General features: G+C 42.6%; 13 protein-coding genes. All 13 read right to left on the bottom strand.

The genetic code is table 11. The annotated features are described in order from the left end of the window. Positions 1 to 203: 203 nt before the first annotated feature. The 13 genes from H7R46_RS08035 to H7R46_RS07975 all read right to left on the bottom strand — a co-directional run bounded on the left by H7R46_RS08035 (position 204) and on the right by H7R46_RS07975 (position 14,390). Complete coding sequence (locus H7R46_RS08035) at positions 204 to 2,633, bottom strand: glucose/quinate/shikimate family membrane-bound PQQ-dependent dehydrogenase (protein WP_005069079.1); 2,430 nt, start codon at positions 2,631 to 2,633, stop codon at positions 204 to 206. An 82-nt stretch (positions 2,634 to 2,715) separates the two neighbouring features. Continuing rightward, positions 2,716 to 4,035 carry a carbohydrate porin gene (locus H7R46_RS08030; RefSeq protein ID WP_002120967.1) on the bottom strand — a complete coding sequence of 440 codons (1,320 nt, stop codon included), beginning with the start codon at positions 4,033 to 4,035 and terminating at the stop codon, positions 2,716 to 2,718. A gap of 69 nt (positions 4,036 to 4,104) precedes the next feature. Then, positions 4,105 to 5,559 carry a nitrous oxide reductase family maturation protein NosD gene (locus H7R46_RS08025; RefSeq protein ID WP_005069074.1) on the bottom strand — a complete coding sequence of 485 codons (1,455 nt, stop codon included), beginning with the start codon at positions 5,557 to 5,559 and terminating at the stop codon, positions 4,105 to 4,107. Positions 5,560 to 5,578: 19 nt separating this feature from the next. Beyond that, positions 5,579 to 6,406, bottom strand: coding sequence for a type I 3-dehydroquinate dehydratase (gene aroD, locus H7R46_RS08020; RefSeq protein ID WP_080631194.1), 828 nt, complete (start codon positions 6,404 to 6,406; stop codon positions 5,579 to 5,581). Positions 6,407 to 6,475: 69 nt separating this feature from the next. Then, entirely contained in the window at positions 6,476 to 7,105 is a 630-nt protein-coding gene (gene pcaG / locus H7R46_RS08015; protein ID WP_005069070.1) for a protocatechuate 3,4-dioxygenase subunit alpha, read from the bottom strand. 14 nt (positions 7,106 to 7,119) lie between these two features. Beyond that, the gene (gene pcaH, locus H7R46_RS08010; RefSeq protein WP_000077913.1) at positions 7,120 to 7,845 is read right to left on the bottom strand and encodes a protocatechuate 3,4-dioxygenase subunit beta; all 726 of its coding nucleotides are present in this window, start codon (positions 7,843 to 7,845) and stop codon (positions 7,120 to 7,122) included. Between the two features lie 10 nt (positions 7,846 to 7,855). Then, positions 7,856 to 8,269 carry a 4-carboxymuconolactone decarboxylase gene (gene pcaC / locus H7R46_RS08005; RefSeq protein WP_000997505.1) on the bottom strand — a complete coding sequence of 138 codons (414 nt, stop codon included), beginning with the start codon at positions 8,267 to 8,269 and terminating at the stop codon, positions 7,856 to 7,858. 15 nt (positions 8,270 to 8,284) lie between these two features. Then, the gene (locus H7R46_RS08000) at positions 8,285 to 9,640 is read right to left on the bottom strand and encodes an MFS transporter (RefSeq protein WP_005069068.1); all 1,356 of its coding nucleotides are present in this window, start codon (positions 9,638 to 9,640) and stop codon (positions 8,285 to 8,287) included. Positions 9,641 to 9,682: 42 nt separating this feature from the next. Then, a complete protein-coding gene (gene pcaD, locus H7R46_RS07995; protein WP_005069067.1) occupies positions 9,683 to 10,468 on the bottom strand; it encodes a 3-oxoadipate enol-lactonase in 786 nt (261 codons plus the stop codon). Then, positions 10,465 to 11,820 (bottom strand): 3-carboxy-cis,cis-muconate cycloisomerase, encoded by a 1,356-nt coding sequence (locus H7R46_RS07990; RefSeq protein WP_005069065.1) that lies wholly within the window; start codon positions 11,818 to 11,820, stop codon positions 10,465 to 10,467. The genes pcaD and H7R46_RS07990 overlap by 4 nt, the downstream gene beginning before the upstream one ends. A gap of 2 nt (positions 11,821 to 11,822) precedes the next feature. Beyond that, positions 11,823 to 13,034 carry a 3-oxoadipyl-CoA thiolase gene (gene pcaF / locus H7R46_RS07985; protein WP_005069064.1) on the bottom strand — a complete coding sequence of 404 codons (1,212 nt, stop codon included), beginning with the start codon at positions 13,032 to 13,034 and terminating at the stop codon, positions 11,823 to 11,825. Between the two features lie 12 nt (positions 13,035 to 13,046). Continuing rightward, positions 13,047 to 13,700, bottom strand: coding sequence for a 3-oxoacid CoA-transferase subunit B (locus H7R46_RS07980; RefSeq protein WP_005069062.1), 654 nt, complete (start codon positions 13,698 to 13,700; stop codon positions 13,047 to 13,049). Between the two features lie 18 nt (positions 13,701 to 13,718). Next, a complete protein-coding gene (locus H7R46_RS07975; protein WP_005069060.1) occupies positions 13,719 to 14,390 on the bottom strand; it encodes a 3-oxoacid CoA-transferase subunit A in 672 nt (223 codons plus the stop codon). Positions 14,391 to 14,403: the final 13 nt, after the last annotated feature.

Genomic DNA, 14,403 nt, shown 5'->3' with positions numbered 1-14,403 from the left:
AACTGGTCAATAGTTAAGCTATATCTAGCGTTCAGGCTGAATTGACCATAAGACTATTTCAAGTTTAGCAACAACATCAAGCACTTTTTTACTATTTGGTAAAGCTATCTAGTTAAAAATATAGAATTTACTTTTACTCTTTTATATAAAAAATATATTAAAGGATAAGGCAAAAGAGAAATACTCTCTTTTGCCTTTCTTAATTATTGTTCTAAGCTATAAGCGATCACATAATCACCATGATCAGGTGATTGACGTGCTCCACCTGCGGTAACAACCACATACTGTTTACCTGTTTTAGGTGAAACATAGCTTATTGGTGTTCCTTGGCTACCTACTGGCATGCGTGATTTCCACAGTTCCTTACCTGTAGATGAATCAAATGCACGTAAGTAGTAATCTTGTGTTGCAGCAAAGAAAACCAAGCCACCTTGAGTTGCCATCGGCCCGCCAATTGTTGGCATACCAATCGGTGCCTTTAAGCCCATCTTAATACCCATCGGCCCAGTATCTTCCACTGTACCTAATGGTACTTGCCATGCAACTTTACGAGTTTTCATGTCAATTGCAGTCATGGTGCCAAATGGTGGTTTTTGACAAGGAATACTTAGAGCCGACATAAAGCGGTTTTTATTCACTTTATATGGTGTACCTTTCATTGGTACAGCTCCCATACCTGTGTTTACTTTCTCTCCACCATTGGCCTGAATCTTAATATCTTCAGGAGTTTGCTCCATCAATTGAATCCACAAACCAAGGCGCATATCGTTCACGAACATATAACGATGAGTCGGGTCAAAAGCGATGCTACCCCAGTTCATACCACCCAACGAACCTGGGAAGCTTAATGAAACATCAGTAGCTGGTGCAGTAAATAAGCCTTCGTAACGCATTGACTTGAAGTTAATACGACACATCAGTTGATCAAACGGCGTTGCGCCCCACATATCTGATTCAGTTAAAGTCTGATTACCAATTTGAGGCATTTCAACTGAACGAGGTTGAGTTAAGCTGTATTGTTCACCCGGAATATTGGCAGGTTTAACTGGTTGTTCAATCACTTTAGTCAGTGGTTTACCCGTTACACGGTCAAGAACAAAGAATTGGCCTGATTTGGTTCCAATGACAACAGCTGGTTTAGTCGTACCATCTTTTAATGGGAAGTCGACTAGACTCGGTTGCATTGGTAAGTCAAAGTCCCATAAATCGTTATGAACAGTTTGATATACCCACTTCTCGTTACCTGTTGTCGCATCAAGTGCTAACACAGAAGTATTGTATTTGTGATCTAATGGATTACGGTTACCCCCCCAAATGTCGACAGATGAACTACCCATAGGTAAGAACACCGTATTCATTTGCGGGTCATATGACATTGCAGCCCATGAGTTTGCCGAACTACGTTTATAGGTTTCACCCGGTTTAAGAACATAGTTAGGATTTGGATTACGCGGGTCAAATGCCCAGCGAAGTTTACCCGTAATCACGTCATAACCACGAATAACACCACCTGGCATATCTGCGGCTACGTTGTCGGCAATACGGCTACCCACCACAATGGTTGTACCCGCAATAGTCGGTGCAGAAGTTACTTCAAAACGTGGCGCTTTTGTTCCAGCCCCAAGACCTTCTAGCAAATCAACCGTTCCATTTACACCAAAATCAGCACAGCGCTGACCGTTATCTGCATTCACTGCAATTAAACGACCATCAGGTGTATTGGTATATACACGGCGTGGACATGCCGTATTGGTTGCAACCGCAGTTACTGCATTTGCACCAGCTAAAGTTGGTTGTACAAGCGGTTTTGTTGAATCAAAGTATGCAACACCGCGGCAACGTTCCCAAGCATCGGCTGTAGAGTTCACCTCAGCTTTCCAGAGTTGTTTGCCCGAGTCGGCATCTATCGCAAAAATGTTGTTATGTGGTGTACATAAAAACACTTTATTTCCAACTTGTAGCGGAGTCATTTGGTCTTCGGCACCATTACCGCTACCCGTTGTAAAGTCGCCCGTTCTAAAGCGCCAAGCTTCTTTTAATTTATGAACGTTATCTCGGTTAATTTGATCGAGAGCAACAAAGCGGCTACCACCTGCATCATTACCATAATTTTCCCAATTTACCTGTTTTTTTGCAGGATCAACTGGTACTAGAGGTAGTTTTTCACCTGAACTTGCTACTGTTGGATGTGGTTGGAACATTTGATAGAGCGCAATCAACATTCCCACAACAACTAATCCACCTACCGCATAGGATGAAGATGCCAAACTCGTTTGAAATTGGTAACGTCGGATTGAAGGCAAAGTAAATAGCAAGGCAGCAAAAAGACCAGCAGGAAACATTAAGCGCGAAAATAACGGCCAAAATTCCCATCCAGCATCAACAAATGACCAAATTACGGTACCAACAAAAACAGCCGCAAAAATCCAGACACCCAGCGCTTTTTTTCGGAAAATACTAATTGCAGAAATGGTAATAAATAATCCTGCTATAAGGAAATACCAAGAACCACCAAGAGATACTAGCTTTCCACCACCTACGATGTAAAAAACACCAGTAGCCAATAAAACTAGACCTAATATAAAACACCATATTTTGAATAAGATATGAAACTTAGAATCTGACTCAGACATAGATCCTACTCCACATATACTGAACCCGAATAGTTCAAGCATTTGGGCCAGTTAAACTATGTCTAACCAGCCATCAATATTGTTAAAAATTGACTTTCACACTAAGACCAGCCACCCAAGCATCATCAACCTCTTTTACACCAGCAGGTTGATGAATATATTGAATGTTTGGACGTAACATGACGGCCGGAGACCATTGATAGGTATAGTTCAACTCGACATTTAGTTCGTCGTCTTGAATTGGAATATAGTCAGATGCAATCGAATCATAGCTGTAATATCCACGACTTTCGTTTGTTGCGATCTGTTTATCTTTAGCACGGTCATTAACTACATAATTAGCTATACCAAAACCAATCGAATCATTTGGACGGCTATCAAATGGTCCCTTATACCAAAGAGCAAGCTGTTGCGTACTTTGAACAAAAGTTGTTGCCTTATCATTTACAACGCCATTAAAACTTACATATAAACCGCGTTTCGGATCTTGGCCGTTATTCGTCAGTTGTTGTTGTGCATTAATCCAGAAACTTTGTTTTCCGTCATGAACTTTACCCGCGGTTTTAATATCATTCGCTTCTGCGGTTGAATACAGCGCACCTACTTTATATTCACCCGGTAAACCATTAAAAGCAGCAAGTTTTGGTTTCCATGCGAGCTCAACTGGTATGGTTGCACCCTTCACGTTGTTCATATCCAGATTAAAACCATCACTATTTGATTCGGTTTTAATGTTGTCTGGATTTACTTCATAAACACCGACACCCAAAGTCCACTCAGGCGCAAATTGATATTTAACGTTTGCAGCCCAAACACCAACTGGTGAGTTGTACCAAATTGAACCAATTGATTTTCCTAGCTGCCCACCGCAAAGCAATAAGTTCTGAAACTCACATTGAGAACTATTGAAGTCTTCTGACATTCCCATACGGCCAAATTTGACCTGTACAGTATTATCGATAAAGCCCTTCTTCACCCATGCTTGAGATAAACGCCAGATTTTACCGCGACCATAAATCTCTTGAGCATTACCCAATTGGCTAGAACGTGGATCTTTAATACGCTCCAAAGTAAGCGCATTTCCATCACGTTTGGTCACGACTAGGCTCGCTGTTGTATCTTTCCATCCAGCAATTTTTTCTAAATCTAGGTTTGCACCTAAAGAAAGTTGTGCAGCATTTTCAAAAGTATTGCTGTCGTTGTAACCACCATCTAAATTTGTAGCACTTTGGCTCATAATAGAAGCTGTAAATTTATAGCCCTGCTGCTCTAATTGCTGGCGTTTTCCATTCCAGTCACCTAGCAACCATTGACGGTCTTGTGACCAAGGCTCATTCGCGAGCGCAAATTGGCTACCTAATACAGCGAGCGTTAAAACACTCAATTTCATTAAATTTGGCATTTCAAGTCCCTTTTATCATTTCTATATTTCTATGCTGCGCCTCAGTTTGAGGCGCTTTCCTTATTGTTATTATTTAGTTTGCACGGCCGAACTAAGTTCAGACGTAGCTCCAAAACGATCCGTTACATTCGCTGTAATTGAAGCAACTTTGAGAATTGGCTTCCAATTCTCTTTTGCATTGCCTTCGGCATCTGTAGCAACGGTAACCGCTCCTAAATATTGCTCAGCTTCTTTTGATGCCGCATTTTGATTACCAAAAAATTCAACTTGGTAACGTTGATTTGGTAAACCATTAATTTCTACAGCAACTGAACCTTTATTTGCAGTTAACTTAGGTGCTTTAATGCCCTGATTCGGCTGAGCATTACAGCCTTGTTGATTTGGCTGAGTACATGTTTTTTGCTGTTTAGATGGGTCAACAACCACACCACCGCCACGAGAACCTACAAATCCGGCATGCTCAAGTGCAGGCACAGCAAATACAATTGCCCCTAAACGCTGATCTGGTACACATGAACCACCCGCTTCACAGCGTTTAATATCTTTACCATTGTCCCAAATCAGGTTTTTAGTCAATGTAATTCTTGCATTTGCATCTTTTTCAGAGCGGATGGCTACACCAATACGGTTACCATGCACTCTATTGCTATCAAGAATGTTGCCATCGCCTGTCATGTTGAAACCAATCGAGTTATTGGTCATTTCGTTGTAAGCAATATAGTTACGCTTACCCCAGTTAATCTGTAAGCCATCTGAATAGTTTTCAAATTTATTACCAACTACGGCATTATCATTACCCCACAAAATTTCAATACCTTGTGATGGTTCTGGATTTGCTTTAGTTGAAACAAAATGGTTATTCGCAATTAAGTTAAATGCTGCACCACGTGTCAGTTCTAAGCCATCACCATTGTCTTGGAAAATGTTGTCTAAAACTTTGTTGTTATTGGTGGTGGTTGCGGTTGGGTTACCTTGACCATCATCACCAGTGAGCATAACACCTGCACCACCGTAGTTATTACTAATACGGTTGTGTTGAATCAGATTATTGCTTGAACGGTTAATCAATACCCCAATACAGAAACGATGAATGTCTAAACCTTTTAAAGTGACATTGTTGACGTCACGTAGTACCAACCCTGGTAAAGTCATCGTACGTACATTGGTGCCGTACTGTTCAGGGTTTGCACCAGGACAAGCTTTTGCACCTTCGCCTTTAATATAATTCGAACCATCAATTGCGATGTATTCGCCAGTTTTATCCCACTGGGTACCAATGATTTTGACAGGTGCTTTAATTTCAGGAAGTGCACTATTTAATTTAATCGCGTAAGGCGCCTTGCCTATTGCTTGAATCAAAATGTCGCTAGCTTCGCCTGGGTTTGCATTAGCTTGTTCAATTGCCCAGCGTAAAGAGCCTTTATTGCTATCGTCTTGATAACGGTCAACCACATAAGTTTGAGCCGCAGCTATGCCTGAAATCATCAAACCTAATGCAAGAGTAGTTAAACGTAATGTATTCATTTCATCATATCCTTATGATTTATGGGTTTGTTGGTTGAACTGTTTGTAAAATCTGTTTGAGCTTGGTCACATCAATTTGACCCGGTGCAGAAGCCTGACCAATCATGCCAAAGCTATAACTTCCGCCCATGTTGGCAGTCGCAACACGCGAAATCGTACCAAGTTGCCCCATCGACATCGTTAACAATGGTTTAGTGGTTTGCTGACTTACTTTTAAAGTTGCGTTCATTAAAGTGAAAACGTCTTGTTTAGATTTTGGCATAACGGCAATTTTGAGAATATCTGCACCCATCTGGTCTTGTTTTAACAAGCGTTTTTCAATTTCATCTTGGCTTGGTGTTTTTTGGAAGTCGTGATTAGACATAACAATCAGCACTTTCTTTTGATGTGCTTTTTGAACAATTTCTGAAACTACTTTTTGATCACGGAACATTTCAACATCTAACCAATCCATGAACGGATTCTTTAAATAAGCTTGATAAGTCTTACCATAATCCACATCACTAATTTCAAGCTGGCCGCCTTCGTTTTTCGTACGAATGGTGGCAATCATTGGCTTATTGCCCAAAATCTTTTTCAACTCATGGCCCAAAGCAATCACTTGTTTTGTATCACTCGCAAAACTAAGTAAATCTATACGAAACTCTGCCAAATCAGCATCTGCTGTATTTGCAATGACTTGAGCTTGTGCCAAAGCTTGTTCTTTGGTTTTTGCGGTAATCGGAACAATCGTTTTAACGGCTGTATTAGCAGGTTGTGTTTGAGCAGCTAAAGCAACAGGTTCAGCATTCACCTGTGCAGTAAAAAATGGGAGTGCAAGCAAACTTAGGCTTAATAATGTTTTCATGTTCATATCGTTCATCCTTAAAAAGGCTACACGCATCCTTGAATAATCAGGTGTAACCTTAGGTGTTTCTTAAATATCAAAAAATACAGTTTCGTCATCACCTTGAATACGAATATCAAAGCGGTAAACAACTTCACCATTTTCTTCAAAACGTTTTGCAATAAGTGTTTGGCGACGTGGTGCCCATTCAATGCTATTTAGAATTGGGTCGTTAGCATTTGCTTCAACTTCATCTTCAAAATAAACTCGTGTATGAAGACCCAAGTTAATACCGCGAGCGAAAATGACTAATGCAATATGAGGTGCTTGAGTTGAACCTTTACGGCCTGCTGTCGCGCCCGGTTTAATCGTATTGAAACTCCAAACACCCGTTTCAAAGTCAGCACCTGTACGGCCCCAACCTTGAAATGCTGGGTCAGCTTTTTGCTCACGCGTATCTGCCTGACTTGGATAAATACCGTTCGCATCAGCTTGCCAAATCTCAATCAGCACATCGCGTAGCGGTAAACCCAATCCGTCAAACACTTGGCCTTCAAGACGAATACGCTCACCTTTGGTCTGATCTTGTACTAGCTGGTTATTAAAGTTGTTTTCAAACACTTCAATATTTGCTTGTTGTGGCAATAGCCCAATGTGAACGTAAGGACCACCTGTTTGAGATGGAGTTTCTTTTAGTTCCTGAAAATTCCAGTTATTCATGCTAGTGCTCCCGATTAAGTCAATTCGTTTTCGAAGTAAGTCGCTCGACGGCCACGTAAAGTGATGTCAAAACGGTAACAACGACTATCAGCTTCGATAAAGTTGTTTTTATCTTCTAGTGCAATCAAGGCACGACGTTGATCTTCAGAAGGAATCGTTTTTAAGATCGGGCAAGTATCAATGAGCGTATCGCCTTCAAAATAAAACTGCGAAATCAGGCGCTGAGCCCAACCATCAGCAATTAATGAGAAATGGATATGTGCAGGACGCCATTCATTAATACGGTTACGCCATGGGTACGGACCCGGTTTAATGGTACGGAAAATATAAAAACCGTTTTCATCAGTTAAGGTACGACCACAACCACCAAAGTTAGGGTCCATTGCACCAATAAACTTGTCGTTTGGATGACGGTAACGGCCAGAAGCATTGGCTTGCCATACTTCTAGAAGTGCATTTTTCACAGGACGACCAAATTGGTCACGAACATAGCCATGGACAATGACACGCTCACCAATTGGTAAACCATCTTTGGCATAGTTCAAAATCAAATCGTTATCTTTTGGGCCAAACAAATTTGAAGAAAAATGCGGTGCAGTAACTTCAGTTAAAGTCTCATTAATTGAGATCAATGCATTTTTTGGCGAACGTAATACACTTGTTTTATAACCTGGCGTATACGCTGGTGGATGATCATCTGTATTACGTTGGGCATAAGCACCCCAGCTATGTTGTGACATCTTTATCTCCTTAATCCTGTTCTTTCGCTGCAATTGGGTTTACTTCTATCCCCAACTCTTTAAAGACTTCTTCAGCCATATGCATTGCAGCGTTTGCAGCAGGTAAACCTGCATAGAGTGAACTATGTAAGATCAGCTCTTTTAAATCTTCTTTAGTTACGCCATTGTTAAAGCAAGCACGTAAATGCATGCGTAGTTCATCTTCACGTCCAAGCGCCAATAAAATTGCGATAGTGACTAAACTACGTGTATGACGTGGAAGGCCTGGACGAGACCACACCTCACCCCATGCGTAACGGCTAATAAAATTTTGAAAATCTTGGTTAAAGTCATTTAAGTTCTGCAAAGACCGACCAACATGCTTTTCGCCCAAAACTTCAGTCCGCACCTCAATGCCTTGTTTATAGCGTTGTTCATCATTCATTGTGATAGACCTCTATTAAGTTGCATCGGTATGCGCAACAATTGATTTAACAAATACAGCAACAGCCGCAGCAGTCGCTGGAATTAGTAATAAACTGAGAATGGCAGTAAACGACCAATCATTACCGAGTAGTACGGCACCAATCCAAGCACCAAATACCGCACCGAAACGTCCAATCCCCGTCATCCAAGACACACCCGTTGCACGGCATTGAGTTGGGTAGAAACGAGCGCTTAACGCTGGCATTGAAGATTGCGCACCGTTAATGGCGATACCCGCACAAAGCACCAATACTGCAAGTAATGTTGAGTTTCCTAAGCTTTGACCAACAGCAATCGCAAAGAGACCTGCAGCAAAGTAGAAAATAGCAATCACTCGGTTAGGGTTGAATTTGTCCATCGCCCAACCAATAAACAAGGCACTTACCACACCACCGAACTGGAACAATCCACCGATAAATGCAGCACGCTCCATTGACGCACCTGTTTCACGCATAAGTGTTGGCAACCAGCTTGTAAGCAAGTAAACAACCACCAAGCCCATGAAATAGGTCAACCAAAGCAAAAGCGTTCCTTTCGCATATGGTTTAGAAAACATAATTCCAAAGACATTTTTCTTTTGAGCTGTTTCAGTTTTCTCTTCAGGTACGTGAAACGCAGTCGCATTTTGAACTTGAGTTGGTGCGATATGATTTAAGATTTTGCGTACTTTTTCAGGGTTCTTACCTTTCACAATTAAAAAGCGGTAAGACTCAGGTAAAACCAAAATCACTAAAATCATTAAGATCAAAGGTGACCAGCCGCCAAGTAAAAATAGACTGTGCCAACCGTAAGTCGGGATAAGCCAGCTACTAATAAAACCACCTGTTGCCATACCCAAGTTGTAACCACAGAACATACAGGTCACGAGTAATGAACGAATGCGTGTTGGGCAGTATTCAGAAAATAATGTAGTGGCGTTCGGCATAGCAGCGCCCAAGCCAATACCTGTCAAAAAGCGTAAAACGACAAGGCTATCTAAGTTGGTTGCATAAGCAGATGCCAAGGTGAACCCACCAAATACAAGCATCGAAAAAGCCAGTACGATTTTGCGACCAAAACGGTCAGCTGTCGGACCAGAAACCAAAGCTCCAATAATCATTCCACCAAGTGCAGCACTCATCACTGGTCCTAACTGAGAGCGGTCAACGCCCCAGTCTTGTGCCAAAGCTGGTGCAATAAAACCCATTGCAGCAGTATCAATACCATCAGTAAAAATAATTAAGAAACAGATGATTGCGATCATCCATTGATATTTACTGAGTGGAGCATCATTAATTAATGCTTGAGCATCGATACTTTTATTTGGTGCAGCGTAATCCTGAGACGCCATATTTGCCTCCTTAAGGCCAATTCCTTTTAAACTACTAAGCTATTAGATTTGCTGAATAAACCTAGTCAATTCCTGTGTAAATCTTTGTGGTTGCTCAATATTAGAAAGATGAGATGCTTCTAATTTAGCAATTTGACTGTTCTTAATAGCATTCTGCATAAACTCAGCATCTGCTACTGTGGTCACTGGATCTGCCGTTCCTGCAATGAGCAATACTGGAACTTGGATTTGTGTAATTTCATCTCTTAAATCGGCATACGCTAAAGCACGACATGCATTCGCATAACCTTGTGCCGGTGTGTTTGCAAGACTTTGAATCGTCGTTTGTGCAACCACGTTATGTTGATAGTCGAAGTTTTCGCTAAACCAGCGGGTATGCGTGGTTTTTACCAACTCAGCTAAACCATTCTGTTCAACAGAATCAGCACGACTCAACCAAGCCTCCGCCTGACCAATTTTGGCTGCCGAGTTCGCAACAGTAATACTTAAAAAGCGCTCTGGATGATGAATACCCAACCAAAGCCCTGTAATTCCGCCCATTGAAATGCCACAAAAATGAGCTTTTTCAACACTCAAGGCATTTAAAATATCAACCACATCTTCAGCTAAGTTTTGCAATGTGGTGTCACTAATTACATCACTTTCACCATGACCACGTGTGTCGTATGTAATGACATTAAAATTACTTTTTAATTCACTTATCTGTGACTGCCACATACCATGGTCTGTGCCTAATGAATTAGAGAATACAAGCACAGGAGCGTCTTTTAAGCCGTCGGTATAAACAGCTAGTTGTTTTCCTTGGCGATTGCTAATAGTCTGTTTCACTTTGGCTCTCCTTGTGCTTCTTGCAAAACTGCATCAATCTGTTGCTGAATATTGCCCAAATAGTTTTCCGGTTTGAAAATATCCCGTATTTCTGCTTGGCTAAACTGTCCTTTCACTTCTTCTAGTTGGCTAACAACATCAAACAAATGCTGGTTTTGTGCTACCGCTGTTTTACATGCAGCTTCAACTAAATGATGAGCATTTAAACGTCCAATTTTAGGAGCAAGTGCCATCATTACAGCTTCTGCCATAATCAATCCATTCGTACACTCAAGGTTCTGTTGCATATGCTCAGCATTCACTTCGAAACCTTGTAGAACTTCACCAGTACGACTTAATGCTCCAGCACAAAGCTGAAAGATTTCTGGAACTGCTAACCATTCTGCATGCCATGCACCCAAGCTACGCTCATGTTCCTGCACCATACTTTGATAGATGCTAGACATAAGTGCTGGTGCACGATTTGCTGCGGCAAGTACTGAAGCTGCTGCAACTGGATTACGCTTATGCGGCATGGTTGATGAACCACCACGACCCTTTGCAGTGGGTTCAAACAATTCTGCAATTTCGGTTTGCATCATAAGAGACCAATCACGTGCCATCTTGCCCGTATTCCCAACAATCATGCCAAGCACACTTGCAATTTCTACAATACGATCACGCTCACCATGCCATGTGCTTGTCGGTACAGTCAGATTCAGTTGCTTCGCAAATGCATTAACCACAAGTGAACCTTGATCTTGCAAAGAAGCTAATGAACCCACAGCACCACCTAACTGAGCAGTCAGTACACGTGATTTGATGGCTTGGATACGGTCTAAATCACGTTTAAACGCAGAAGCCCAACGAGCAAGTTTATGCCCCAAGGTAATTGGCAAAGCTTGCTGTAACCATGTACGCCCAATCATGACTTGATGGCGATATTGCTTAGCTTGCTGCAATGCAGTCGCATAGCATTGTTGAAGTTGACCTTCCACAATGTTCAACGCATCACGACATTGCAAAATACAAGCTGTGTCTAAAATATCCTGACTTGTTGCACCCCAATGCACATAACGCGAAGCATCTTCATCAACATCTTTAACAATTGCTGTAAGCTGTTTTACAAATGGAATTGCGATATTTCCAGCTAAGCCAGTTGCGACAGCCAAAGCTGAAAAATCAAACTTATCTAATGCCTGCTCAGCTACTTGGGCAATGGTATTAGCCGCATTTTGAGGAATCACACCAACTTGTGCCTGTGCTTGAGCTAAGGCAACTTCAACCTGAATCATGTATTTGATTAAAGATGAGTCACTAAAGATGTCAGTGACGTCTTTTTGATAAAACAAGCTGGCATATAACTGGCTCATGATTAGACTCTCTCAATAATCAAAGCAATGCCTTGACCCACACCAATGCACATTGAACACAAGGCATAACGACCACCCGTTTGTTCAAGCTGGTTTAAAGCTGTAGTGACTAAGCGTGCACCTGATGCACCAAGTGGATGACCCAATGCAATTGCACCACCGTTTGGATTTACTTTGTTGCTATCATCTGGCAAGCCTAAATCACGGGTCACGGCCAAAGCTTGTGCAGCAAAAGCTTCATTGAGCTCAATTACATCCATCTGATCTAAAGTCAGGTTGGCTTGTTTAAGTAATTTCTTAATCGCTGGTGCCGGAGCAAAGCCCATAATGCGTGGTTCTACACCTACGGCTGTTGAAGCAATGATCTTGGCACGGGTTTTTAGATTGTAAGCTTGAACTGCCTCATCAGAAGCAATCAGTAGAGCTGCTGAACCATCATTAATGCCTGAAGCATTACCCGCAGTGACTGTGCCATCTGCTTTAACTACAGGTTTAAGTTTGCTTAAGCCTTCAAGTGTGGTCGATGCACGTGGATGCTCATCGGTATCAATCACAACAGCATCACCCTTACGCTGAGGGATTTCAACTGGCACGATTTCTTTAGAAAAAAAGCCTTTGGCTTGCGCGCTTGCGGTGCGTTGTTGGCTCACCAAGGCAAACTGGTCTTGATCTGCACGATTGACGTTAAACTGTTCAGCAACGTTTTCGGCAGTCTGGGGCATGGTATCTACACCATACAATTCTTTAAGTTTAGGGTTAATAAAGCGCCATCCCATAGTGGTGTCTTCAATCTTCTGGCTACGGCCAAAAGCACTGTCTGACTTACCCATCACATAGGGTGCACGGCTCATGCTTTCTACACCACCGGCAATCACCAAATTCGCTTCACCTGCTTTAATGGCACGGGCAGCAATGGCAATCGCATCGAGTGAAGAACCGCATAAACGGTTAATGGTCGTTGCCGGTACCTGATACGGTAAACCTGCAAGCAGTGCTGACATACGGCCGACATTACGGTTGTCTTCACCGGCTTGGTTGGCACAGCCATAGATCACATCATCGACCTGTTCCCAATCTACACTTGGGTTACGCTGCATGAGGGCTTTAATCGGCACAGCACCAAGGTCATCGGCACGGACGGGTGCAAGGCCACCGGCATAACGGCCAAATGGAGTACGGATGGCATCGATGATATAAGCATTTTTTAATGTCATTTCCCTACTTCCTTACTCTTGAGTCGCATCAATTAAAGTTGCACCGGTTAAAGCCTGTAACTCATCAAAGCTAAGACCTTCCACTTTCTCAATCACCTTTAAACCATCTTTAGTCACATCAATCACACAAAGATCCGTGTAAATACGGTCAACACATTTTTTACCCGTTACCGGATAGCTCAGCTCAGCCACAATCTTCGGCTCACCTTGCTTGGTCACATGATCTGTGGTGATAAATACTTTCTTGGCACCCACAGCCAAATCCATCGCACCACCCACCGCAGGAATCGCATCGGGTGCTCCCGTGTGCCAGTTGGCCAAGTCGCCATTCGCAGCAACCTGAAATGCCCCAAGTACTGCAATATCAAGGTGACCACCACGCATCATCGCAAACGAGTCGCCATGATGGAAAAAGCTGCCGCCTTCAAGCATGGTCACAAACTCTTTACCCGCATTAATCAGTTCAGGGTCTTCTTCACCTGCCGCTGGCGGTGGGCCAAAAGCCAATAGGCCATTTTCAGAATGAAGAAAAATATCTTTATCGTCAGGTAAGTAGCTCGCAATCTTGGTTGGTAGGCCAATACCCAAGTTCACATAGGCGCCATCTGGAATGTCTTGTGCCACACGTTGTGCAATCTGGTCACGGCTGAGTTTCTGGTAGCTCATGTTATTTCTCCTTATTGCTTACTGTGCTGGCGCTACTTGTACAACGTGCTGTACAAAAATACCTGGGGTGATGATGTGCTCAGGGTCTAATCCACCGAGTTCAACCACTTCAGAAACCTGAGCAATAGTGACATCCGCAGCCATGGCCATAATCGGGCCAAAGTTACGTGCAGATTTACGGTAAACCAGATTGCCCCAGCGGTCGCCCTTGTAGGCTTTAATCAAAGCAAAGTCAGCCTTGATCGGATATTCAAGTACGTAATCTTTCCCATCAATCTCACGGGTCTCTTTGCCTTCGGCCAAAAGTGTTCCAAAGCCTGTTGGGGTAAACACAGCGCCTAGGCCCATACCTGCTGCCTGAATACGACATGCCAGATTACCTTGCGGTACCACTTCAAGCTCGACCTTTCCAGCACGGTACAGTTCATCAAATACATAAGAATCTGACTGACGTGGGAAAGAACAAATCACTTTTTTAACTGAGCCTGCTTTCAGCAGTTTAGCCAGACCATAATCGCCATTACCGGCATTGTTGCTGACAATGGTTAGGCCTTTAACACCGAGTTCAATAAGACCATCAATGAGTTCAGCGGGTTGTCCTGCGGTACCGAAACCACCAATCAGAATGGTTGCACCATCTTTAATCTGCGATAGAACCTCGCTTAGTGAGGACTTACTTTTGTCAATCATTAGACAACTCCAT

The organism is Acinetobacter sp. BEC1-S18-ESBL-01 (assembly GCF_014169935.1).
GTDB lineage: Bacteria > Pseudomonadota > Gammaproteobacteria > Pseudomonadales > Moraxellaceae > Acinetobacter > Acinetobacter pittii.
Note: the sequence above shows the minus strand (reverse complement) of the source record. Positions and strands in the feature narration are given on the sequence as shown.

Excerpts from the sequence above, each read along its gene's own strand:
- pcaH (WP_000077913.1), bottom strand. The coding sequence starts at position 7,845 with ATGTCACAACATAGCTGGGGTGCTTATGCCCAACGTAATACAGATGAT.
- H7R46_RS08035 (WP_005069079.1), bottom strand. The coding sequence starts at position 2,633 with ATGTCTGAGTCAGATTCTAAGTTTCATATCTTATTCAAAATATGGTGT.
- H7R46_RS08025 (WP_005069074.1), bottom strand. The coding sequence starts at position 5,559 with ATGAATACATTACGTTTAACTACTCTTGCATTAGGTTTGATGATTTCA.
- aroD (WP_080631194.1), bottom strand. The coding sequence starts at position 6,406 with ATGAAAACATTATTAAGCCTAAGTTTGCTTGCACTCCCATTTTTTACT.
- pcaG (WP_005069070.1), bottom strand. The coding sequence starts at position 7,105 with ATGAATAACTGGAATTTTCAGGAACTAAAAGAAACTCCATCTCAAACA.
- H7R46_RS08000 (WP_005069068.1), bottom strand. The coding sequence starts at position 9,640 with ATGGCGTCTCAGGATTACGCTGCACCAAATAAAAGTATCGATGCTCAA.
- H7R46_RS07990 (WP_005069065.1), bottom strand. The coding sequence starts at position 11,820 with ATGAGCCAGTTATATGCCAGCTTGTTTTATCAAAAAGACGTCACTGAC.
- H7R46_RS07980 (WP_005069062.1), bottom strand. The coding sequence starts at position 13,700 with ATGAGCTACCAGAAACTCAGCCGTGACCAGATTGCACAACGTGTGGCA.
- pcaC (WP_000997505.1), bottom strand. The coding sequence starts at position 8,269 with ATGAATGATGAACAACGCTATAAACAAGGCATTGAGGTGCGGACTGAA.
- pcaF (WP_005069064.1), bottom strand. The coding sequence starts at position 13,034 with ATGACATTAAAAAATGCTTATATCATCGATGCCATCCGTACTCCATTT.
- H7R46_RS08030 (WP_002120967.1), bottom strand. The coding sequence starts at position 4,035 with ATGCCAAATTTAATGAAATTGAGTGTTTTAACGCTCGCTGTATTAGGT.
- H7R46_RS07975 (WP_005069060.1), bottom strand. The coding sequence starts at position 14,390 with ATGATTGACAAAAGTAAGTCCTCACTAAGCGAGGTTCTATCGCAGATT.